A 20,004-nucleotide genomic window follows, 5' to 3' on the forward strand; every position below is an offset into this window, starting at 1 on the left:
GTTACTCAGAGACGCAGCTTCGCTTCGACATAAAACGTGCGGCCCGGATACGGGTGGTAGACGAAGTAGCGCCCGTCGAACAGGTTGTCGACGCCGATGCCGAGTTCGCTGAGCTTCGTCGGCTTGAACGTGAACTTCGCGTCGGCGACCGTGTAGGTGCTGGTGCCGCCGAACACGTTCGGGTTCGTGTCGGTATTCGTCAGCGTGTTGTACTGACGGCCCGAGTAACGCGCGGCGAGCGTCAGCGCCGCTCGCGCGTCGAAGTGATACGTCGCGGCAAGATTCGCGCGCCACAGCGGAATGCGGTAAAAGTACTTGCCGACCGAGGCCGGATTCTGAGCGTTTTCGAGGATCTTCGACTGCGTGTACGCGACGCTCGCGAGCAGATCGAGTCCGCGCACGAACACGTCTTCGCCCGAGTAGCTCGTTTCGACGCCGCGCGAGCGAACCTTGCCGATGTTCTGGAAGTTCGTCACGTTCGGGATCACGGTGGTGTCGGTCTGACTGAAGATCGTGTTCTTCACGTCGTCCTGAAACAGCGACAAGCGGAACACGCCATTCCAGTGCGCCCATTCGGCGCTCAGTTCTTTCGACAGATCGTCCTCGGGCTGCAGATGCGGATTGTTGTTCACGATCGCGGAGCCATTGATTTGCCCCTGGAACAGTTCGCTCGCGGTCGGAAAGCGATAAGCGCGACCGATCGACGCGCGTAAGGTCAGATCGTCGCTGACATCGAACGATAGCGACGCCTTCGGCGAAATATGACGCTGGCTGGCGTCGCTGTACGCGATCGTCGTGCCGGGCAGCGACTGCGCGCCGTCGTAGGCTTGCCAGTCTTCATAGCGCACGCCGTAGACGAGCTTCCAGCGCGGCAGAAAGCGCCATGCGTCCTGCGCATAAAGAGCTTGCGTCTGAGTCTTGCCGGTGAACGCGTTGCCGAACGAGGTCGCGTCGCCGTCGCGCCAAGCTAGCGTGTTGTAGGTCTGGTTGTCGACGAAGTAGTTGTCGTAGTGGTAGCCGAAGCTCAGTGCGTGATTGGCCAGCCCCGCCTCGTTTGTCGCGGGCGTGTAGGTGCCGTGCAGGTCCAGCGTCTTCCAGCCGGTGCCGTCGCCGAACAGCACGGTGCCGGGGCCATTGCCCGGGCCGCCGGCATTCGCGATGCGTGCGACGCTATTGCCGATGTCGTAATACGACGCGATCGCCTCGCCGTTCCAACCGGTCGCATTGCGCGTTTTCAGCGACACGCCGTAGAGCCAGTTCTCGCTGTGTCCGAGACTCGGCGCGAACGCTGCCGCTGGAATCGTGTAGTGGTAGCCGTCGATCGATACGTTGCCGCTGTACACCGGGTTGCCGTCCGCGTCGCGCAGGAACGTCGATGTTTCGCTGTCGTAGGTCCGGTGCCAGTAGCCGAGCGTGAAGCCTCCCTGCAGCGTCGGCGTGAAGTCGTACTGCATCTTCAGCTTGAGCTGGTCTTGCACCGTGTGCTCGATGCCTTCGCCGTTCACGCCGAGCACGGCCGTCGGCGTATTGGTCTGGTTGTTGTAGAAATGGGCGCCGGTGACGGGCGTGTCGCCGGCCTTCGCGGGCGTGGTCGATTGCGCGAGCGTCGCGAATTGCAGCGGCTGACTCGTGTTCTCTAGATGATTGACGCCGAGCAGGTACGAAAACTTGCCGATGCGATCGCCGAGCGACGCGCTCGCTTCGCTGCCGTTGAAACTCTGGTTCACGCCGAACAGGCTGAAGTGCTGCGTGAATGCCTTGACGTCGGCTGTGGCCTCGAACTGATTCGGCATGCGCGTGCTGATCAGCACCGTCGCGCCTAAAGAGTTGCCAGGATACAGCGCGGAAAACGGCCCGTAGATTACGTCGACTTGCTGGATTTCGTCGGGAGACACCATCGACCAGCGCGGCGGAAACGAATAGCTATTGCCGAGCAGGTTGCTCAGCAGCAAACCGTCCGCATAGACGAGGCCGCGCGCGCTCTGCGTATTGCTGGTGCCGCGTACCGCGATGATCGAATTCAGGTCGCCGATGAAGCGCTTGCGTACCGCGAGGTTCGGCAGGTACTTGAGCGCGTCCTCGGTGTTGACGACGTTCCAGTTCGCGAACTGATCGCGCGTGATGGTTTCGATGGAGGCGGGCAGGTTCGGGTCGACAGCGCGCGGTGCGGCGCTCGCACTTGCGCTTGCATTGACGCTGACGGCGGGCAGCGTCGCATCCGCGTCGGCGGCCTGCGCGGGTGTTGCAACCAAAGCCGGCACGAAGGCAGGCACGAGCGCGGGCCAACGAACGGAACGGCGAACCGCGCGATGAGCGGAACAAACAGCGTCACGACGGACGCAAAAAGACAGCCTTCGCAGCGCGAAGTTGAACATGAGCGTTTCCTCGATGCATTGAACAGGTGATCGCAGGCTTCGTCGACGTGGGCGACGAAGGCGCGATCAGAACCGGCAGCGATCAGGAAACGACAGGTGGCGCGCGCGGACGTCCCGACGGGAACGCGCCCAGCGGCGTGAAGCGGGTGGACAGTGTGGGCGGCGCGGTGCCGGCCAGCGGCAGCGCGGCCGGCGGCTCGGCGGCGGCGAGCGTCGGCATCGCGACGTGATGTTCGAGCAGATGACAGTAGCCGCAGGCACCGAATGCATCGTCGTGGCTCAGATGCACGGAGGCGGGACTGGTTTGAGCGACGACGCTCGCATCGCTGATATCGCTCGCGCCGCTCGGATGAAGCGCCGAACACAGCACGGCAATCGGCTCGTGGCCGCGGCTCGATTCGAGCAACTGACTGATGAGCGGCGCGAACACGACGAGCCACATGGCGACGAGGCCAAGCCATGCGGTCAGGTGGTTGCGGGAGCGTCGAGTCATGAGTGTCGAAGAAAAGACGGGGGCGATTCTAGCATCACCACGCGATCCTCTCATTCGTAGTGTCAGGTATAGCGCCGTGGTATCCGCACACGCTGCGTCTGTTCCGGCGCGCGCCAGGGGAAGACTGGGCGAGCTCGGTCGAGCGCGTGCGGCAGGCGTGCGTCGAGCTATTCGGCGGCGCGCTATGACGCCTCGGTGAGCTGCATGTGATACAGGCCCCACGGCGACAGTTCGAAGCGGTCCTTCAGCGGCTTGGCCGCGAGTTCGGGAATCTGATCCGCGTCGTAGATCGCCCATAACGGCCCCACGCCACCGAGCGCCAGCGGCTTGCCGTCCATTTGCGTCGCGACGATGAAGTGATACTCGCGCACCTTGTCGAGCGTCGTCTGCACCGCGTAGCCGTCGACCGCGTGCATGACGATTTGCGTGCTGCCTGCATCCGGTGCGCCGATATGCGCGAGCACGTCGGTCAGCAGCGGGCCGCTGAACGTATGCAGGTGCGCATCGTATTCGATCGTCGGATGGATCGTCACGGATTTCATGCTGGCGAGCAACGGCAGATCGACGCCATACGCTTGCGAAAACTTCACCTGGTGCTTCGCCAGCAGTTGATCGAAAGCCGGATTGAGCGCGCCGCGATTGCTGCTCCTGATCGCACCGGAGATCGTCAGGACAACTGGAGACGGCGCGCATTCGGCGTGCTCGCGCTTTGCGCCGAATGCGGGCGCGACCGCCGCGCCCAGCACCGTGGCGCTGGTCAGGAACTGGCGTTTGTTCATTACGTTTTCTCCGGGTGTCGATGAGGCTTGGCGTGGTGACTTGAGCGCTCTTCTATTGTCGGAGAATTGCCGCCGAAGATGATACGGCGATGCTTCATTTACACGTCATTCGCTATGCTCTTTCCGCATGCGATTCACAGCGGAACTGGCACGCTCCGTTGCGCGGTGATCCAGCACGGTGCATGTCTTCGCAGGTTTATGAAGAAGTGCTACTCACGCGCATTTCATTCATCGGCTTCGGCGAAGCGGGCGGCATACTCGGTGCGGTATTGGACGCGAAGGGGGCGCAGGTGTCGATGTTCGACCTGCGGCGCGATGCGCTGCGAGATAAGGCGCGCGCGGCGAAGATCCGCATCGCCGACACGCTGTGGCGCGCGTTTTTCGACAGCCTGCCGGACCCGGACAGATGGCAACGCTCAGGTCGCGCCGATGCTGACCGTGCGCGTCACATCGACGACCGACAGCCGGATCGCGTCGATCAATGCCCGTGCGGCCGGCGATGGCGTACCCGCCGCGCGCATCGTCAGGCCGATCTCCCGCCGCGTGTTGTGCAGCGGTACGTCGAGCACCACCAGTTGCCCGGATTGAACCTCGTGATGCAGCTGCTGCGCCGACAACGCCGCCGCCATGTCGGTGCCGAGCAGCAGCCCGCGAATCACCGCGAGGTCGGCGGTTTCGACGGTCGGCAAAGGCGGCTTCACTTTCATCCGCCTGAATTGCGTTTCGAACAGCGCACGCGCCGGCGCGTTGCTGCGCGGCAGAATCCATTGCGCGTCGCGCAGACCCATGATGGTCAGATTGTGCACTTGAGTCAGCGGGTGACCGCGGCGCACCAGCACCACCATGTTTTCCGACATCAGCCGCTCGTTTTTCAGGCCGCTCGTCGCGTCGTTGTCGCGCAGCGCGCCGAGAATGAAGTCGATGTCGCCGGCGCGCAGACCGGCCACCAGCGTCTCGTACGCGCTTTCGTCGGTGACCACGCGCACGCCCGGATTTTCCGAGGTCATTCGCGCGATGGCTTTCGGCAGGATCAGCGTGCGTCCGAGCGGCAACGCGCCGACCGTCACCGAGCCCTGAATCTTGCCGTGCAATGCGGCGATATCGTCGGGGATGTGCCGTAGTTCGTTCAATGCGCGGCGTACGTGCAGCAGGAACGTTTCACCCTCGGCCGTCAGCAGGATGCCGCGCGGGCTGCGATGGAACAGGCTCAGTCCCGAGCCGCTTTCGAGTACGCGGATCGCGGTGCTCACCGCGGGCTGACTGATGCCGAAGGTTTTTGCCGCGCTCGGCATATGCCGATGCCGCGCGAGCGCCGCGAACAGTTGCAGCCGCCGCGTATTGAGCAGATACGCGGGCAATGCGCCCTCCGATACGGGCCGGCGGCGCGTCTGTCGCGCGGCGCACCATTGCGCGAGCTCTTCGAGTTCGGCGAAGATCCGCTCGCAGCGGTGCAGCACCGCGCGGCCGACCGGCGTGGGCAGCATGCCCGAAGGACCGCGATCGAACAGCGGCACGCCGAGCGCCGACTCGAGTTCCTGCACGGAGCGCGTGACCGCCGACTGTGCGCGAAACAGCGCGGCCGCCGCGCGCGTCGCGCTGCCCATGTCCGCGACGAGCCGGAAGGCGCGCAATTGCGCGAGATTGAGCAGGTCCTTGCTGCTGACCGACAGCGGCGCTTTGGCGGCCGCCTGGCTGGCTTCGGCGGAAAGTGCGTCGTTGCTCATGCCGCGCCCGCGATCAGATGCAACGATGGCAGCGACAAATTCAGACTTTCCTTCGAGATATGCGTGTGCTCCTTCATCAACGCATCGACGCGCGCGCCTTCGCCTTGCTTCAGCGCGTCGACGATCGCGTGATGCTGGCGATGCGCGTACATCAGCATCATGAACTGACGCTCGCGCGCGGCTTCGTCGAACGCGATCGTGAACGGCGACACGAACGGCACCTTGTCGTTCAGGCTGAGCGCGGCCGTGATCGCCTGGTTCTGCGCCGCTTCGACGATCAGCGCATGAAAGCGGCCGTTCATCTGCGCGTAGCGCACGTCGTCTCCTGGCTTCAGATGCTTTTGCTCGAAGATTTCGTCGCCTTCGCGCAGGCATTCGTCGAGCGCGGCGGCGAGCGCCGGGCTCACGCCGTTTTCGGCGACCGAGCGTGCGGCGAGCCCTTCGAGCACGCCGCGCACGTCGATCGCATCGAGGACGTCGCGCACGCTGAAGCGGCGCACCACATAGCCGCGCGAGCCCGAACGATCGAGCAGGCCTTCCGCCGACAGCACGCTCAACGCATAGCGCAGCGGCGTGCGCGACACGCCGAGCCATTGCGCAAGCTGCGCTTCGACGAGCCGCTGCCCGGGCGACAATTCGCCCGACAGGATCTTCTCGCGTAAGGTCTGCACAATCGCTTGCTGGGTCGTCTCGTTCATCGTTTCGTCGCTCGTCGGAAGCACCGCAGTATAGCCACGCGTGCAGCACCGCTCCAAGCCTTGAAAAAGTGCGTTGCGAGTTGTTTTCCGGGTCATCTGTTTTATTTATCGCGTGCCGGAGCGAGAGGAGGCCGCGGAAGGCACGCCGCGCGGGCTTGGGATACCGAGGGAGCCCTGCGCGGCGTGGGTCGCGGCGGGGTTCATCGGCTCGCCGGGTGCCCGCATACCGGGTTTTTACCCATCATTCCGGCACAACTCGAGGTATACCCGTACTTCACGTATCGAGGCACAATTTCTATCTTTGTATCCCAAGACGGTCGCGGTGACTAGCGCGGTAAGCCAGGCGACCTATCCGATTGGCAGCAGCACGAAGTGACGGAAGAGAACGAATATGGCAAGGATCATTGGTGGTATCGGCACGTCCCATGTACCCACGATCGGGTTGGCGTACGACAAGGGCAAGCAGAATGAACCGGCATGGGCGCCGATGTTCAAGGGTTATGAACCGGTGGCGCAGTGGCTGGCCGAGCAGAAGCCGGACGTGATGGTGATGTTCTACAACGATCACGCGAACAGCTTTTTCTTCGATTGCTATCCGACCTTCGCGCTCGGCGTGTCGCCCAACCACGAATTCGCCGATGAAGGCGCGGGCAAGCGTCCGCTGCCGGACATCGCCGGCCACCCGGATCTGGCGATCCATATCGTCGAGCAACTGGTCGCCGACGAGTTCGATCTGACCGTCTTCCAGGACCGCGCGCTCGATCACGGCGTCAATTCGCCGCTCTCGCTGATGCTGCCGCATCAGGGCGGCTGGCCGCTGTCGCTGGTGCCGCTCGAAGTCAACGTGCTGCAGTATCCGCTGCCCACCGCGAATCGCTGCTACCGGCTCGGCCAGGCGCTGCGTCGCGCGATCGAATCGTTCGAACAGGATCTGAAGGTCGTGGTGGTCGGCACGGGCGGGCTGTCGCACCAGGTGCATGGCGAGCGCAGCGGCTTCAACAACACCGAATGGGACATGGAGTTCCTCGACCTGATCGTCAACGATCCGGAGCGTCTTGCCAGGATGAAGCACGTCGACTACGTGCGCCTCGGCGGCGCGGAAAGCGTCGAGACGATCATGTGGCTCGCGATGCGCGGCGCGCTCGGCCAGAAGGTCCGCGAGTTGCATCGCAGCTACTACCTTGCGACCAGCACCGCGATGGCCGTGACGATCTACGAAGGAGAGGTGGCGTAATGAATCCGCAACTGGTTGGCGTCGAAGAATTGACCGGCACGTATCCGTTCGATATCCGCCAGAGCATGAAGGCGATGCGCCTGAACCGCTTTTTCTGGCAGATGCGCGAAGCGTCGACGCGCGCGCTGTGGCTCGAAAATCGCACCGCCGCTTACGATGCGGCCGGCCTGACGCCGGAAGAGCGCGCGCTGGTCGACAACACCGACTGGATCGGTCTGATCCGCTATGGGGTGTCTTTCTTCGTGCTCGAGAAGTTCGCGCGCGTGGTGAAGATCACCAATCTCGGCGTGTACGCGAGCATGCGTGGCGAAACGCTCGAAGAGTTTCTGAAGACCCGCCAGGTACCCGACGCCGTTTAAAGGCCGGGCATCGAAGGCGCGCAACGAAGCAGCACTGTCCGCTGGGCATTCCGATTTGAAGTTCCGATGTGAAGTCCATTCGAGGAGAGTAGAGATGGTCGGCAAGTTCGGCATCAGCGAAGGGGATTTGGACCGGCGGCCAAGACTCGCGGAGTCCGGTGCACTCGAACGCGGGGCGATGTTGCGCGCCGGCGTGATCGGCGGCCTGGTCGGCGCCGTGGTGATCTGGATTTACGAAGCGCTCGTCTGGGTCGGCGCTCAGCATTTGATGCCGCTTGCCGGCATTCCGCGCAATGCGACGGGGCTCGTGTTCGGCAAAGACGTGCAGGCGTCGCTCGGCATCTGGGCGTATATCGTCGGCACCGGCATTCACTTTTTCTTCGCGATCGCGTGGGGCGTGCTGTTCGCCGCGATCTGGCCGTACTTCCGGCGGCGCGGCTATGAAGCGACGCTGGTTGCGCTGTTCTATGCGGTATTTGCGTGGATCGTCATGCATGCCGCGATCATGATCGCGTCGGATAACCATCCGGATTATTTCGACCCGGCCGTAATTATCGGCGGGTTCATGTCGCACATCTTTTTCACCGTGCCGTTGGCGTTGACCGTCAAGCGGTTGATGGAAGAGCGGCGCTATTGATGAGGTTGTAGGCAAAAGCAAGCCGGGTTCGATGCTGCGTTGCAACGCTTCCGATTGCAACTTAGCGTTTGCTTAAGTTGCGGGATCGCAACTATATTGATTGCGCAACGCAACTGATAGGTGAGCGCCATCATGGATCTGATCGAAGCCCCCGCCAAGCCTCGCGATACGACGATTCTCGAACTGCGCGAGTTTTCCCGCCGCCTGGTTCGCGAACTCGGTTTCATGCGCGCGACGCTCGCCGACAGCGATCTGGCGCCCTCGGCCGTGCATGCGGTAATCGAGATCGGCATGTCGCCGGGCATCAGCGCCAAAGATCTCGCGACCATCCTGCGGCTCGACAAATCGAATACGAGCCGGCAGATCGCAAAGCTCGAGGCGAGCGGACTGGTCGAGCGTACGGTCTGCGCCGACGATGCCCGTTCTTCCGAGTTGTACCTGACGGCCGAAGGTCAGAAGCTGCGCAAGAAGATCGACCGGTTCGCGACCGATCGCGTGTCCGGCGCGCTGCGGCGCATGGTTCCCGCCGACCAGCAGGCGCTGGTCCGTTCTCTCGCGCTTTATGCGGACGCCCTCGCGCATGGCGAGGTCAGCAAGCTTCCTGCGACGGAAGCTGGGTCCGCGGGAATCGTGGAAGGCTACAAACCCGGCTGTATCGGCGATATCGCGAGTCTGCACGGGCGCTATTACGCGCAGCACTGGGGTTTCGGCGCATTCTTCGAAAAGAAGGTCGCGACGGAACTGGCGGAGTTCGCGGGCGCATTGCCGGCAGAAGGGAAAGGGCTTTGGCTTTACGTCGAAAACGGCCGCACGCTCGCGTCTGTCGTGATCGATGGGGATGGCGGCACCCGTGTCGCGCATTTGCGCTGGTTCATCGTCGACGATTCTTTGCGCGGTTCCGGGATCGGGCGGCAATTGCTGGCGCATGCGATGCGTTTCGTCGACGAGCGCTTTGACGAAACCTATTTATGGACTTTCCAGGGGCTCGACGCGGCGCGTCATCTGTACGAGTCGTTCGGCTTTCGGCTGAGCGACGAATCGGAAGGGGAGCAATGGGGAACACGCGTCGTCGAGCAGCGTTTCGATCGGATTTCCGCAATGAAAGGCGGTACCGGTACCCAGTGATCGACCGAGAAGCGAACTAGACCGCTTCGCTCAATGCGCGACGACCGACGCCGCGATCCGGTCGGCCAGGTCGCCGAGAATGCGGCTCAACGCGGCCGCCTGCGCGAGCGCATCGTGTCCGTCGATCGCAGAATCGAGCGTCACTTGCTGCCGCAGCGGCGCCTGATCCGAATGCCCGTTCAACAGGGTCCACTCCGCCTGCAAGGTCAGCGTGCCGCTCGCGTTGGCCGTCGCGTTCAACACGGTGACGACCAGCCTGCGCGTGCCTGGTGGCGCGGGCGCATCCGGCACGACGAACGACCCGGCGGGCAGCCGCGTGAGCAAGTCCTCGGCAAGCGTTTTGCGCATCATTTGAGCGAGCGGTGCGCCCCACCGGTCGCTATCGTCGATCGTGAGACGGTTCTGCGAAGCCAGCGTGACGACTTCGAGCCGATCGAGCACTGCGGGAATATGCACGGCGGTCAGTTGAATCGGCGGCATCGGCGCCGTGGCTGGCGGCGCGTCGGCGGGCATCGGGTTCAACGTCACATAGCGCGTCGGCATGCTGTGCCCGCATCCGGCGAGCGTCATCGCGGCGACGCAGACGACAAGCGCCGCCGTCCAGACGCTCGTCGTGAGCGATGCCACGACGGCGCGTCCGATGCGAAGCGTGAACCTCGTCATCATTGAGTCTCCTGCTGCCTGCCGTGGATCAGCGCCTCCGGATGGCGGTCCAGATAGTCGGCCAGTGCCCGAATCGAGCGCGCGGTGTCCGTTAGCTCCTGCATCGCGGCAGGCAGATCGTTCTGACTCGACGCATCGCCGCCTAGCGTACGGTTCGCCGCGGCAACGGTGCGATCCGCCGCGTTCGCCGTGTCGCGCAGTTGCGCGACGAGCGGACCGATCTGCGGCGAGACCTGCTGCAACGTGTGATCGATCTGCGCGACGGAGTGGTCGATGTGCGTCAGGCTGTCCTTGATTTGCGGCGAGGAACTGAGCGCGTTGATATGCGCGGCGATACTGCGCACCTGTTCGCCGGTTTGTCGGATCGGAAGATCGTCGATTTTCTGGATCACCTCGTTGGCCTTCGCCATCGTCGTGTCGAGATTCGCGGCGGCGACACTCGGAATGACGGGCAGACCGTCCTCGCTGGCGAGCGTCGCGACCGGCGCGCCTTGCACGAAGTCGAGGGTGATCTTGTCCGCGCCGACGACCGGCGGATCCTGCGACAGGTGCGCGCGCAAGCCCGTGGCGACGAGACGGGCGAGCATGCCGTCGACGAGCGGGCGCCAGTCGCCGTTGGCCGGCGGCGGCGCGCCGACGATGCCGAGCTGCGACGGGTTCAGCGCGATCTGCACCGGGGTGCTCAGCGCGCCCGTGCGTGCGTCGTAGTTCAGGCGCACGCTGGTGACGGTGCCCACGTCGAAACCGCGCAATTGCACGTCGGCACCACTCTTCAGGTCGCCCACCGCACCGTCGAAGCGCACCAGATAAGTGACGACCGGGCCGTGTCCCGGTGCGAGCGCTGGGCGCCGATCGACTCCGTCGAACCGCGACGCCGGTTTGCCGGGTCCGGGCTCGATCACGATCTCGGGGCCGGACAGCACGCCTTTGAGCGACGCTGGGTCGTTGAGGTCCACGTGGGCTCCGCGCAGAAAAAACTTCGTCTCGCTGCGCAGATACTTTTTTTCGGCGCGATCTATCTTGAGCTCGGCTTGCACGTGCTGGCCATCGGGCGCGAGCGTGATCTCCGAGACGGCGCCGACCTTCACGCCGCGCAGCGTGACGATCGTATCGTCGGGCTTCATGCCGTATGCGTTGTCGAAGATGACCGTGACCGTCTCGTCCTGATGCGTCAGCGCGCGAACGCCGAGCCATCCGGCCATCGCGAAGGCTGCGATCGGCACCGCCCAGATCCAGCCGGGCCACGGGCTGCGCCGCACCTGCGCTTGCGAACGACGGGGACGCGTGCCGCTCATCGCTTGCTCCGCGGGTGGACGTCCCACATCAGACGCGGGTCGAATGCGCGCGAAGCGGCCATCGTCAGGAACACGACCAGCGCGAACGCGGTGGCGCCGATGGCCGGTCTGGCCGACGCGATGCCGTCGAACTGGATCAGCGGCACGAACGCGGCAATCGTGAACACGTCGACGAACGACCAACGTCCGAGTTCGTCGATCAGGCGATACAGATGCGCCTTGACCCGCAGATGCCGGCGCGAACGGCGCCGCACGGAGACGATGAACCAGCCCATGCCGACGATCTTCGCCACCGGAATGACGATGCTCGTGCAGATGATCAGGATGCCGAGCGGCCACAGGCCCACGTGGAACAGCTGGTAGACGCCGTCGATGACCCTGGTTGACTCGATGTGTCCGAGTTGCATCGAACTGGTCATCGGAAAGACGTTGGCCGGGATCGTCAGTACGAGCGCGGCGAGCGACAGCGCAGCGGCGCGAACGACGGCGTCGGTTTTGCGAGCGCGCAACGTCAGCGCGCAACGCGGGCAGGGACGCCCCTCCTGCGACATCGGCACGACCAGATCGCAAACCGTGCAGGACAGCGGCGCTTCGTGTTCCGGCAACTCGTTGTCCGTGGCAATCGCGCGCCACACGGTTCTTCGATCGAGCGCCGCGCGCGTGAGCATCGACAATAGCGCCGCGGCGATGAAACAGTAGCCACCCGGGGCGATCGTGCCGGTCAGATTCTGCGTCACGCGCGCGTAGCCGACGAAGCAGCCGACCAGATAGACGTCGGGCATGGCCCAGATATCGAGCGAGGTGGTCCAGCGAAACAGCGCGCCGATTGCCCTGGTACGCCAGCCGACTTGTAGCGCGACGAGGACGGCCACGAGGCCGCCAAAGCGTACGAATGGCAGCACGATGCCGAAGGTGCCGAGCAGTACCGCGAGAATGAACCAGCCGTCGTTCCACATCTGCACGATGCCCGACGACAGCACTGACGAGTGCTCGACGCCGAGCATGTGCACGTACATCAGCGGCGCGAGATTGGCCGGAAACAGCAGCACGAAGGTTGCGCTCGCGCACGCGAGCGCCGCGGTCTGGCTTCGGCCGTTACGCCGCTCGAGCGGAAAGTGACAGGCGCGGCAACGCGCGTAGGTATGTGCGGCGAGCGGCGGGATGTCTTCGAGCGCGCCGCATTCGGGGCAGCCGATCGTCATGCGACGTTCTCCATCGGCTGTCCGATTTCAGGCGGGCAGTGCGTTGCGAATGAGGTTTCGCCGATCATCCCTCGACCCCCGGCGCCAGTTGGCGCGTGAATGCACGGCAGGCGCGCTGGCACGCGCCAGCTCCATTTCCTCCACTAGCATTGCGCGTGCCCGGTTTGGCGTCCGGCTACACTGAGGGAGCGACGTCGGCGATGATCAGCAACCTCGAAGGCAGCGCGTCCGGATGGCCCGGCTTGAACCAGTTCATCTCGGGGATGCGCGAATCGGTCAGGTAGATCGTGCCGTCCGGCCCTTCGGCGAACGTATCCGGCCAGCGCAGGCCGCGTTCGTGCAGGAGCGTCGTCAAGGTCGTACCGTCCCATACCTTCACCGCGTGTTCCTCCACCGCGGTAATCAGCAGGCGTCCCGCGCGGTCGATATGCAGCCCGTCGGCGGGGCGATGCTCGAGCACTTTCTCGACGCGGTTGCCGACATCGTCGGCCGCCAGCGCGGTATCGCGAAGCGCCTCGGTGGGGACGCGGTAAAGCGTTTTGCCCTTCAAGGCCTGCCAGTACAGATACAGTCCATCGCGAGTCAGCGCGATGCCGTCGGCCGAAAATTCGACGCCGCGTCCATCGGGACGCCGCAATGGTGCGCCGCCTGCATGCACGGTGACGCTCGGGTCCATTTGCGTCGATGGATGCCCGTCGAGCACGCGGCGCGCTTGACCGGTGCCGAGATCGACCACCACGATCGCGCCGCGAGTTCCGGAGTCCGTGATGTAGGCGAACCGGCCGTCGGGACTGATGCGCACGTCATTCAGATAACTGCCCTGCGGCGCGATCTCGGGCGTGAACGCAATGCAGCCGACGACGCTATCGGTCGCAAGATCGATGCGGACCAGTTTGGGGGCGCCCGGCACGACGAAGGACTGGGCCGGCGCGCCGGGGTCGAGTACCCACAGGTTGTTTTGCGAATCGCACAGCATTGCCTGCACGCAGACCCAGCGATCCTGCGGGTTCAACTCGTCACGTCTGGCGTTGCGCCAGCCGTTCCAGCGATCGTCGGGGTAAGGACGAACGTCGCCATCGGGCGTGAGTACGCCGACGGAGATCGGCGCGTCCTCTGTCCAGCGCGGGAAGTTGACGAAGATGCGTCCGTCCGCGGCGACGGCCACCCCGGTCACCTGATGCCCGAACGACGCAATCTCGCGCAGATGCGGCCGCGAGCCCTCGTCACCGGTGCTCGATGCAGGCGCGGCGGTCAGCGGAACCCGATCCGCGGCGGGTGGCGTGACGGAGTCTTTCATGGGCTGCCTCCGGGGCAGAGTGGAAATGTCCGTACTCAGCAAAGCGAATGCCGCGTGCAACGATAAAGTAGATCGTAATCCGCGAATCTTTCGGAAGGTATTCAACTTGAATTTGCGGATCGTTCTTTATGCATATTGTTTGAATTTCGCGCGAGCAGAGAACGGCAGGTCGCGCAATAGGGAAAGCCGAGTCGTCGCGCAGTGCTCGATGCGGGCTGGCGCGTTAAAAGGCCGTGTAGGTGCCACGTGATTCATGGCAAAAAGAATTGCTTCGCGGCAGCATGCGGAGTCGCCGTAGCAGGCAGTCCATTTCGGCAACTTTGACTCTCAGGGTTTGTCCTGCCTCGCATTGGGAACCGCCGTGTCAGTCGTGCGCTACACCGCTCGTTTGCAAAGAAAAAATAATGCCGGCATCAAAGGAATGTGCTAGAAAATAACAATTGCACGCGCAGAGAAATAGCCACGCCTGCAAGTAAAAAGTTCGGCTTTCAATACACTCTTAATCGGCCGCGAGGTGGATCATGAGAACAAGTGCGCTTTGGGGGCTCGGGGTGACGACGGTCGCTTCGGTGCTAACGCTGCAGTGTTATCCAGCGTGGGCCGACGGACCCGAAGCGGCGTATGCGTCCGACGACGCGGTGCCGGCCGGCTCGCTCAGTCCGAACGAGTACAAAGTCAATGCGGACGGCATGAAAGAAGATCCGAATGCGAAGATGTCTGACGTGGCCCGCGCATATCGCAACGGTTATATCAATCGCGGCAAGCAGGATCAGGCCGACTACCAGGCAATGATCGATTCGCACAATCATGGTCAGCGGCAACCCGTGAAGACCGACGTCGCGCGGGTCGACGTGCCGCCGCTGCCGCCGGGCGTCCCCGAAGACGACAACTCGAAGTACACGAGCATTCCGCCGCAGCCTCAGAAGCCGCAGCCGGTCCAGTACGCGCAGCGTCAGGTGCCGCAACCGCCGCCGCCGCAACAGCAATATCAGCAGGTCTACCAGCAGCCGCAATACGCGCCGCCGCCAATGCAATACCAGCAGGCGCCGGCCTACGCGCAGATGCAACCGGTCTACGACAACCCGCCGGTGTATGTGCGGCAGGACTATCCGCAGCCACCCGTGCAGTACGTGCCGGTTTATCCGCAGGCACAATACGAAGAAATGCCTCAGGTCGTCGAAACGGTGATTCAACCGGTCGCGCCTGTCGCTTATCAGGTTTATCATCCGCCGGTCTATTGGGCGCAGCCGCGCGTTTATGCGTATCGCGCGCCGCCGGTGTATGGCTATCGTATGTGGCGTTGAGCTATTGCGGCGAATACTCGCGCATCGATTGAATGGTCGATACAAAGTACTCGGCCCGGCGCATTCGTGCCGGGCCGAGTACTTTCTTTTATTCGCTTTGTGCTAGTGACCGCTGGCTCCTCGGGTGCGCACATTCAGATGGTTGATCACCTGCCGGACTCCGCGCACCGATCTCGCGACACTGCCCGCGCGTTGCACCTGGGCGCGCTGCGGTACCCAACCAGTCAGCGTCACGATACCGCGGCGCGCCTGCACGTGAATCGCCGTCGCATGCAGGTTCGGTGTGCGTGCGAGAGCGCGCCGCACGTCGCGCGCGAGTTCGCTATCGGGTCGGTTGCGAGCCGGCGACGCCGCGATGGATTGGCTTTGCGCGGAAGCATCGTTCGGCATGCCGCCACCAGTTTGTGCATTCGCACAGGTCGCAGTGCCGATCGCAATCGCTGCCGCGGCAATTGCGCCCATTATGCTGTTCACGCTGACTTTACTCACATCTCCTCCTGTACCGGAAATTGGCCGTTTATGGGTTCCGGCTAATGCGGTTGCCGGTTGTCCAATAGCGCGTCCGTGGTGACGACCGTGCAGTACTCTTGATCGAGATTCGCCAGCGACATCGCATGGACGTCGTCGGCACTGCGCAGCGTTCCGTTCCAGTCCGCCCGTGCAAAAGTGAAACAGCCGTCGGCCACGAGATAGGTATCGAAGCCGAGATTGCCGGCCATCCGCACCGTGGCCTCGACCGAGTTGTTGGTGATGACACCCGCCACGATCAGGGTCGTGTGGCCGGCGGCGCGCAGGCGGTCTTCCAATCCGGTGCCGATGAACGCGTTATTGGTGCGTTTCGCGATCACCGGCTCGCCGGGCAACGGCACGTTCGACGCCTTGAATTCGTGTCCCGGCTGACCCGGCCGATAGTGCGACCCAGGCTCCGTCGAGTCGTGCCGCACATGCCACACCGGCCAACTCCGGCTGCGCCAATGCGCGAGCAGGCGGCTCACCTGTTTCTCGGCTGCGGGATTGTTGCGTTCGCCCCAACTCGGATGATCGATCGCGCGTTGCAGATCGATCAGCAACAGTACGGCGCCGGCGGAAGGAGGGGAAGAGCGCATGGGTCGAATGAGTCTGTGGTGTCGATATGCTTCTGGCAGACTTTACCGTATTGGCGCCATCAATAGCCTGTATGATGGCGGGCTCGCGCCCGGACCGGAGCGTCGCGCGGGCGGCTTGCGCGGACCGCGCGCCGTCTGCCGCGCCCAGCCGGCCGCAACGCATCCATTCACGATGAACCAGAGGAAGACCGCCATGACGGCTGCAATGCAATTCGACCAGGTTTCTGTTGTCAAACGAGCCAATGTGTACTTCGACGGCAAGTGCGTGTCGCACACCGTGCTGTTCGCCGACGGCACGCGCAAGACGCTCGGCGTGATCCTGCCCGGCACGCTGAACTTCGGCACCGACGCGCCGGAACTGATGGAAGTGCAGGCGGGCAAGTGCCGTATCCGTCTCGACGGCAGCGACGAGTGGAAGACCTATGGCGCGGGCGAATCCTTCTCGGTGCCGGGCAAGAGCCGCTTCGATATCGATGTGGTCGAAACGCTCGACTACGTTTGCAGCTATCTGTAAACGGTTTTAGGCGCGCGTGATGGCTTGGGCAATGGGCCCGAGCCATCCCTGCTCAAATGTGTTGAAGCGACAACACGCAAGCATTCGCGAGTGCATGCGTGAGCCAGGTGCACAGAACGGGCCGTCCCTTACGCTTCGCTTCGACGATGAACACCGCCGCCAGCACCACCGCACCCAATAGAATCGACACGACCGCACGATCGACGTAACCGTGCATCAGCGTGAACAACGCAATCGACCCCACCGCGGCAACCCGCCGCGACAAACGAAAAACGCCGTTAATGAGCCGAATGGGCAGCCATTGTCCGACGATCGTCTCCAACAACGGCATCAGGACCACGATAAAAAACAGCTGAACCAGGATCGGTTTATCGGCGAGCGGGATTCTATGCGGCGCCGGCGCGCCCCACAGCGCGTATTGAGCGAATAGCAGCGCGATCTGCCCGAAAAACATGATTGCCGCGCCGCCGATTATCAGCCCCCATCGAGGCACCTCGTTCCAGCTTCTTTTTGTTAAAGCCGTCAGCGCGTGCAATGTGCGCTCCATTCGCAATTGGCAGGATCTCAGGCCGTCTCTTTTGCCAGAATCTCCTCGATCACCTGCACGAATTGCTCGACCGGTTGGCCGCCCGTCACCAGATAGCGGCGGTTGAAAATGATCGACGGCACCGATTGAATGCCCATTTCCTGATTGTTCTTTTCCGCTTCGCGAACTTCAGTGGCATACGCGCCGCTCGTCAGCACTTCGCGCGCTTCACTGGCGTCGAGTCCGACCGACTGTGCCGCCTCGACCAGCACGTCATGATTGCCCGGATTCTTGCCGTCGGTGTGATACGCGCGCAATAGCGCGAGCTTTAGCGGCAACTGTTGGCCCTTCAGGCCGGCCCAATGCAGCAGGCGGTGCGCATCGAACGTGTTGTAGGTACGGGTGCGCGGACCGAAATCGAAGCCGACGCTCGCGCCGCGTTCGCGGATCATCGCTTGCGTTTCGGCGATCTGCGCGGCCGTGCGGCCGTATTTCTTGCCGAGATACTCGACGATATCTTCGCCGTCCGGTCCCATCTGCGGATTCAGTTCGAACGGATGCACGACGATGCGCGCGTCGATCTTGTCCTGAAGCCGCGCGAGCGCGAGTTGCAGCGACGACAGGCCGATCGCGCACCACGGGCAGGCGATGTCGGAAACGAAATCGATGGTGAGCTGCTGTTTCATGGTTGTCCCTGGAGATAAAGAATCGTGTTGCGGCCGTGCGAATGCGGCTGCAACGATACCGACAGCGTAGCGTGAATCGTGCACCCGTGCAGTGCTGCCGAATTTGACCGCAAGACCCGGAGTGTTTTCCCGCCGCCACGCTCGTACACTAAGCTCATCGAGCTATCTACTTTCACGGCGCGGGTAACGAGCCCCGCCGCCCACTCATCGACGATGAACGCAATCGCTCCCACCCAAACGATCGACCAACGCGTCGACGCCCTCGACTGGCCGCGGATCGAACACGAGCTGGATCAATACGGCTGCGCCGCCGTGCCGCAACTGTTGACTCCGCGCGAATGCGACGCGCTGAGCGCGCTTTATCCACGCGATGCGCTGTTTCGCAGCCGCATCGTAATGGCGCGCCACGGCTTCGGCCGCGGCGAATACAAGTACTTCGCATATCCGCTGCCGCCGCTCGTCGACGGCTTGCGCGGCGCGCTGTATCCGCACCTCGTGCCGGTCGCGAACCGCTGGAATAGGGCGATGGGCATCGACGTGCGCTATCCGCCGAAGCACGCGGAATTCATTCGACGCTGCCATGACGCCGGCCAGGTGCGTCCGACGCCGCTGATCCTTCGATACGGCGAGGGCGATTACAACTGCCTGCATCAGGATTTGTACGGCGAACACGTGTTCCCGCTACAGGTCGCGGTGCTGCTGTCGGAGCCGGGGCGCGACTTCACGGGCGGCGAGTTCGTGATGACCGAGCAGCGTCCGCGCATGCAGTCGCGCGCCGAAGTCGTGCCGCTCGCGAAGGGCGACGCGGTCGTGTTCACCGTGAACAGCCGGCCAGTGCAGGGCACGCGCGGGCCGTATCGCGTGAATCTGCGGCATGGCGTGAGCCGCCTGCGTTCGGGGCATCGGCATACGGTCGGCATCATCTTTCATGATGCGCTGTGAGGATGGAAGCCGGCGCAATGGCGCAACACTGCGCGCCGTGAGACGATAAGGTCCACGATTCCGGCGATCCGCCGCCATTGTCGTAAGGCCCGTGACCTCGTCCCATGGAAAACCTGCTCAAGAAACTCGATCTCACTTCGCTGCGTCTGTTCGTCGCCGTTTGCCAGGAGCGCAATATCGCGCGCGCGGCGGAGCGCGAGTTCATCGCGTCGTCGGCGGTGAGCCGGCGCATCGCCGAGATCGAGGCGCTGATCGGCCTGCCGGTGATTCAGCGGCAGTCGCGCGGCATTACCGTGACGCCGGTCGGCGAGACCGTGCTGCGCTACGCGCTCGCGATCATTGGCAATATCGAGCAGATGAGCGCGGAGTTGTCGCGCTTTTCGACGGGCGTCAAAGGGCGTGTGAGGGTGGTCGCGAATCTGTCGTCGATCGTGCAGTTTCTGCCCGAAGACGTCGCCGCGTTCGGCCGCGCGTTCCCGGATGTATCGATCGAACTCGAAGAGGAAAACAGCGCGGACGTGCTGCGTATCGTCGACGAACATGGCGCGGACTTCGGCATCTGCAATCCGGTCGCGGGCAGCGAGGCGTTCGAGCAGGTGCCGTACCGGCAGGACCGGCTCGCGGTGCTCGTGCCGGGCGGGCATCGGCTCGCTAGCGCCGCACGGGTGAGCTTCGACGATCTGTTGCACGACAGCTTCGTCGGCTTGCGCAGCGAAAGCGCGCTCACGCGCTTGCTCGCGCAGCAGGCGGCGAGCGCGGGGCGGCAGCTCGACGTGCGGATGCGCGTGAGCAGTCTCGATGCGCTGTGCCGGATGGTGCATGCGGGGCTCGGCATCGCGATCGTGCCCGAGCCAGTCGGGCTGCTCTACGTGAACACGCTCGACGTGCGGCTGCTGCCGCTTGCCGATGCTTGGGCCGAGCGCCATCTGATCATCATCTTCAAGGCGCGCGAGCAGTTGAGCGCGAGCGCGGCCGCGCTGGTGTCGTTCCTCGGCAATCAGCCTTAGATAATCCCTCGCACGCACGCCGCGCCGCGGCTCCACAG

At 63.6% G+C, this 20,004-nt stretch carries 21 protein-coding genes; 8 read left to right on the top strand and 13 right to left on the bottom strand.

Features of this window, described 5'->3' with window-relative positions; genetic code table 11:
- Nucleotides 1-5: 5 nt before the first annotated feature.
- From AB4Y34_RS00400 to AB4Y34_RS00420, 5 genes are all read right to left on the bottom strand, one after another.
- Complete coding sequence (locus AB4Y34_RS00400; protein WP_368714886.1) at nucleotides 6-2,375, bottom strand: TonB-dependent receptor; 2,370 nt, start codon at nucleotides 2,373-2,375, stop codon at nucleotides 6-8.
- Between the two features lie 82 nt (nucleotides 2,376-2,457).
- Nucleotides 2,458-2,868, bottom strand: a complete 411-nt coding sequence (locus AB4Y34_RS00405; protein ID WP_176120241.1) for a DUF2946 domain-containing protein — start codon at nucleotides 2,866-2,868, stop codon at nucleotides 2,458-2,460.
- Between the two features lie 182 nt (nucleotides 2,869-3,050).
- On the bottom strand, nucleotides 3,051-3,647 hold the full coding sequence (locus tag AB4Y34_RS00410) for a molybdopterin-dependent oxidoreductase (protein ID WP_368714887.1): 597 nt from the start codon (nucleotides 3,645-3,647) through the stop codon (nucleotides 3,051-3,053).
- A gap of 416 nt (nucleotides 3,648-4,063) precedes the next feature.
- The gene (locus tag AB4Y34_RS00415) at nucleotides 4,064-5,371 is read right to left on the bottom strand and encodes a LysR family transcriptional regulator (protein ID WP_176106503.1); all 1,308 of its coding nucleotides are present in this window, start codon (nucleotides 5,369-5,371) and stop codon (nucleotides 4,064-4,066) included.
- A complete protein-coding gene (locus AB4Y34_RS00420) occupies nucleotides 5,368-6,069 on the bottom strand; it encodes a GntR family transcriptional regulator (RefSeq protein WP_368714888.1) in 702 nt (233 codons plus the stop codon). Before AB4Y34_RS00420 ends, AB4Y34_RS00415 begins: the two co-directional genes overlap by 4 nt.
- A 391-nt stretch (nucleotides 6,070-6,460) precedes the next feature.
- Here AB4Y34_RS00420 and AB4Y34_RS00425 point away from each other — a divergent pair, with 391 nt between their 5' ends.
- From AB4Y34_RS00425 to AB4Y34_RS00440, 4 genes are all read left to right on the top strand, one after another.
- Entirely contained in the window at nucleotides 6,461-7,303 is an 843-nt protein-coding gene (locus AB4Y34_RS00425; RefSeq protein WP_176106501.1) for a gallate dioxygenase, read from the top strand.
- Complete coding sequence (locus AB4Y34_RS00430; RefSeq protein ID WP_176379385.1) at nucleotides 7,303-7,662, top strand: protocatechuate 3,4-dioxygenase; 360 nt, start codon at nucleotides 7,303-7,305, stop codon at nucleotides 7,660-7,662. Before AB4Y34_RS00425 ends, AB4Y34_RS00430 begins: the two co-directional genes overlap by 1 nt.
- Nucleotides 7,663-7,756: 94 nt before the next feature.
- The gene (locus AB4Y34_RS00435) at nucleotides 7,757-8,299 is read left to right on the top strand and encodes a hypothetical protein (protein ID WP_176379386.1); all 543 of its coding nucleotides are present in this window, start codon (nucleotides 7,757-7,759) and stop codon (nucleotides 8,297-8,299) included.
- A gap of 132 nt (nucleotides 8,300-8,431) precedes the next feature.
- Nucleotides 8,432-9,424 (top strand): GNAT family N-acetyltransferase, encoded by a 993-nt coding sequence (locus AB4Y34_RS00440; RefSeq protein WP_368714889.1) that lies wholly within the window; start codon nucleotides 8,432-8,434, stop codon nucleotides 9,422-9,424.
- Nucleotides 9,425-9,454: 30 nt separating this feature from the next.
- Here the strand turns inward: AB4Y34_RS00440 and AB4Y34_RS00445 are convergent, their stop codons facing one another.
- The 4 genes from AB4Y34_RS00445 to AB4Y34_RS00460 all read right to left on the bottom strand — a co-directional run bounded on the left by AB4Y34_RS00445 (nucleotide 9,455) and on the right by AB4Y34_RS00460 (nucleotide 13,881).
- Nucleotides 9,455-10,090, bottom strand: coding sequence for a membrane integrity-associated transporter subunit PqiC (locus AB4Y34_RS00445; RefSeq protein WP_368714890.1), 636 nt, complete (start codon nucleotides 10,088-10,090; stop codon nucleotides 9,455-9,457).
- A complete protein-coding gene (locus tag AB4Y34_RS00450) occupies nucleotides 10,087-11,382 on the bottom strand; it encodes an MlaD family protein (RefSeq protein ID WP_368714891.1) in 1,296 nt (431 codons plus the stop codon). Before AB4Y34_RS00450 ends, AB4Y34_RS00445 begins: the two co-directional genes overlap by 4 nt.
- Nucleotides 11,379-12,584 (bottom strand): paraquat-inducible protein A, encoded by a 1,206-nt coding sequence (locus AB4Y34_RS00455; protein ID WP_176379390.1) that lies wholly within the window; start codon nucleotides 12,582-12,584, stop codon nucleotides 11,379-11,381. The genes AB4Y34_RS00450 and AB4Y34_RS00455 overlap by 4 nt, the downstream gene beginning before the upstream one ends.
- 175 nt (nucleotides 12,585-12,759) lie before the next feature.
- Nucleotides 12,760-13,881, bottom strand: a complete 1,122-nt coding sequence (locus AB4Y34_RS00460; protein WP_368714892.1) for an L-dopachrome tautomerase-related protein — start codon at nucleotides 13,879-13,881, stop codon at nucleotides 12,760-12,762.
- A 521-nt stretch (nucleotides 13,882-14,402) separates the two neighbouring features.
- On the opposite strand from AB4Y34_RS00460, the gene AB4Y34_RS00465 reads away from it, so the two are divergent.
- Entirely contained in the window at nucleotides 14,403-15,185 is a 783-nt protein-coding gene (locus AB4Y34_RS00465) for a hypothetical protein (protein WP_176379392.1), read from the top strand.
- 102 nt (nucleotides 15,186-15,287) lie between these two features.
- Here AB4Y34_RS00465 and AB4Y34_RS00470 read toward each other — a convergent pair whose 3' ends face one another.
- Both AB4Y34_RS00470 and AB4Y34_RS00475 read right to left on the bottom strand, forming a co-directional pair.
- Nucleotides 15,288-15,674 (bottom strand): BON domain-containing protein, encoded by a 387-nt coding sequence (locus tag AB4Y34_RS00470; RefSeq protein WP_176120253.1) that lies wholly within the window; start codon nucleotides 15,672-15,674, stop codon nucleotides 15,288-15,290.
- A gap of 41 nt (nucleotides 15,675-15,715) precedes the next feature.
- On the bottom strand, nucleotides 15,716-16,291 hold the full coding sequence (locus AB4Y34_RS00475; RefSeq protein WP_368714893.1) for a cysteine hydrolase family protein: 576 nt from the start codon (nucleotides 16,289-16,291) through the stop codon (nucleotides 15,716-15,718).
- A 193-nt stretch (nucleotides 16,292-16,484) separates the two neighbouring features.
- On the opposite strand from AB4Y34_RS00475, the gene AB4Y34_RS00480 reads away from it, so the two are divergent.
- Nucleotides 16,485-16,805: a pyrimidine/purine nucleoside phosphorylase gene (locus tag AB4Y34_RS00480; protein ID WP_368714894.1), complete on the top strand. Its 321-nt coding sequence runs from the start codon at nucleotides 16,485-16,487 to the stop codon at nucleotides 16,803-16,805.
- A 52-nt stretch (nucleotides 16,806-16,857) separates the two neighbouring features.
- On the opposite strand, the gene AB4Y34_RS00485 is transcribed toward AB4Y34_RS00480, so the two are convergent.
- Together AB4Y34_RS00485 and AB4Y34_RS00490 are read right to left on the bottom strand one after the other, a co-directional pair.
- Nucleotides 16,858-17,340, bottom strand: coding sequence for a CPBP family glutamic-type intramembrane protease (locus AB4Y34_RS00485; protein WP_368714895.1), 483 nt, complete (start codon nucleotides 17,338-17,340; stop codon nucleotides 16,858-16,860).
- Between the two features lie 29 nt (nucleotides 17,341-17,369).
- On the bottom strand, nucleotides 17,370-18,017 hold the full coding sequence (locus tag AB4Y34_RS00490) for a DsbA family oxidoreductase (RefSeq protein WP_368714896.1): 648 nt from the start codon (nucleotides 18,015-18,017) through the stop codon (nucleotides 17,370-17,372).
- Nucleotides 18,018-18,230: 213 nt separating this feature from the next.
- Between AB4Y34_RS00490 and AB4Y34_RS00495 the strand changes: the two genes are divergently transcribed.
- Both AB4Y34_RS00495 and AB4Y34_RS00500 read left to right on the top strand, forming a co-directional pair.
- Entirely contained in the window at nucleotides 18,231-18,959 is a 729-nt protein-coding gene (locus AB4Y34_RS00495; protein ID WP_368714897.1) for a 2OG-Fe(II) oxygenase, read from the top strand.
- A 104-nt stretch (nucleotides 18,960-19,063) separates the two neighbouring features.
- Nucleotides 19,064-19,966: a LysR family transcriptional regulator gene (locus AB4Y34_RS00500; protein WP_368621680.1), complete on the top strand. Its 903-nt coding sequence runs from the start codon at nucleotides 19,064-19,066 to the stop codon at nucleotides 19,964-19,966.
- The last annotated feature ends 38 nt before the right edge of the window (nucleotides 19,967-20,004 follow it).

The organism is Paraburkholderia sp. BR10954 (assembly GCF_040965775.1).
Taxonomy (GTDB): domain Bacteria; phylum Pseudomonadota; class Gammaproteobacteria; order Burkholderiales; family Burkholderiaceae; genus Paraburkholderia; species Paraburkholderia youngii.

Bases quoted from the DNA above. Each gene is read 5' to 3' on its own strand.
- AB4Y34_RS00400 (WP_368714886.1), bottom strand. From the start codon at position 2,375: ATGTTCAACTTCGCGCTGCGAAGGCTGTCTTTTTGCGTCCGTCGTGAC.
- AB4Y34_RS00405 (WP_176120241.1), bottom strand. From the start codon at position 2,868: ATGACTCGACGCTCCCGCAACCACCTGACCGCATGGCTTGGCCTCGTC.
- AB4Y34_RS00410 (WP_368714887.1), bottom strand. From the start codon at position 3,647: ATGAACAAACGCCAGTTCCTGACCAGCGCCACGGTGCTGGGCGCGGCG.
- AB4Y34_RS00415 (WP_176106503.1), bottom strand. From the start codon at position 5,371: ATGAGCAACGACGCACTTTCCGCCGAAGCCAGCCAGGCGGCCGCCAAA.
- AB4Y34_RS00420 (WP_368714888.1), bottom strand. From the start codon at position 6,069: ATGAACGAGACGACCCAGCAAGCGATTGTGCAGACCTTACGCGAGAAG.
- AB4Y34_RS00425 (WP_176106501.1), top strand. From the start codon at position 6,461: ATGGCAAGGATCATTGGTGGTATCGGCACGTCCCATGTACCCACGATC.
- AB4Y34_RS00430 (WP_176379385.1), top strand. From the start codon at position 7,303: ATGAATCCGCAACTGGTTGGCGTCGAAGAATTGACCGGCACGTATCCG.
- AB4Y34_RS00435 (WP_176379386.1), top strand. From the start codon at position 7,757: ATGGTCGGCAAGTTCGGCATCAGCGAAGGGGATTTGGACCGGCGGCCA.
- AB4Y34_RS00440 (WP_368714889.1), top strand. From the start codon at position 8,432: ATGGATCTGATCGAAGCCCCCGCCAAGCCTCGCGATACGACGATTCTC.
- AB4Y34_RS00445 (WP_368714890.1), bottom strand. From the start codon at position 10,090: ATGATGACGAGGTTCACGCTTCGCATCGGACGCGCCGTCGTGGCATCG.
- AB4Y34_RS00450 (WP_368714891.1), bottom strand. From the start codon at position 11,382: ATGAGCGGCACGCGTCCCCGTCGTTCGCAAGCGCAGGTGCGGCGCAGC.
- AB4Y34_RS00455 (WP_176379390.1), bottom strand. From the start codon at position 12,584: ATGACGATCGGCTGCCCCGAATGCGGCGCGCTCGAAGACATCCCGCCG.
- AB4Y34_RS00460 (WP_368714892.1), bottom strand. From the start codon at position 13,881: ATGAAAGACTCCGTCACGCCACCCGCCGCGGATCGGGTTCCGCTGACC.
- AB4Y34_RS00465 (WP_176379392.1), top strand. From the start codon at position 14,403: ATGAGAACAAGTGCGCTTTGGGGGCTCGGGGTGACGACGGTCGCTTCG.
- AB4Y34_RS00475 (WP_368714893.1), bottom strand. From the start codon at position 16,291: ATGCGCTCTTCCCCTCCTTCCGCCGGCGCCGTACTGTTGCTGATCGAT.
- AB4Y34_RS00480 (WP_368714894.1), top strand. From the start codon at position 16,485: ATGACGGCTGCAATGCAATTCGACCAGGTTTCTGTTGTCAAACGAGCC.
- AB4Y34_RS00490 (WP_368714896.1), bottom strand. From the start codon at position 18,017: ATGAAACAGCAGCTCACCATCGATTTCGTTTCCGACATCGCCTGCCCG.
- AB4Y34_RS00495 (WP_368714897.1), top strand. From the start codon at position 18,231: ATGAACGCAATCGCTCCCACCCAAACGATCGACCAACGCGTCGACGCC.
- AB4Y34_RS00500 (WP_368621680.1), top strand. From the start codon at position 19,064: ATGGAAAACCTGCTCAAGAAACTCGATCTCACTTCGCTGCGTCTGTTC.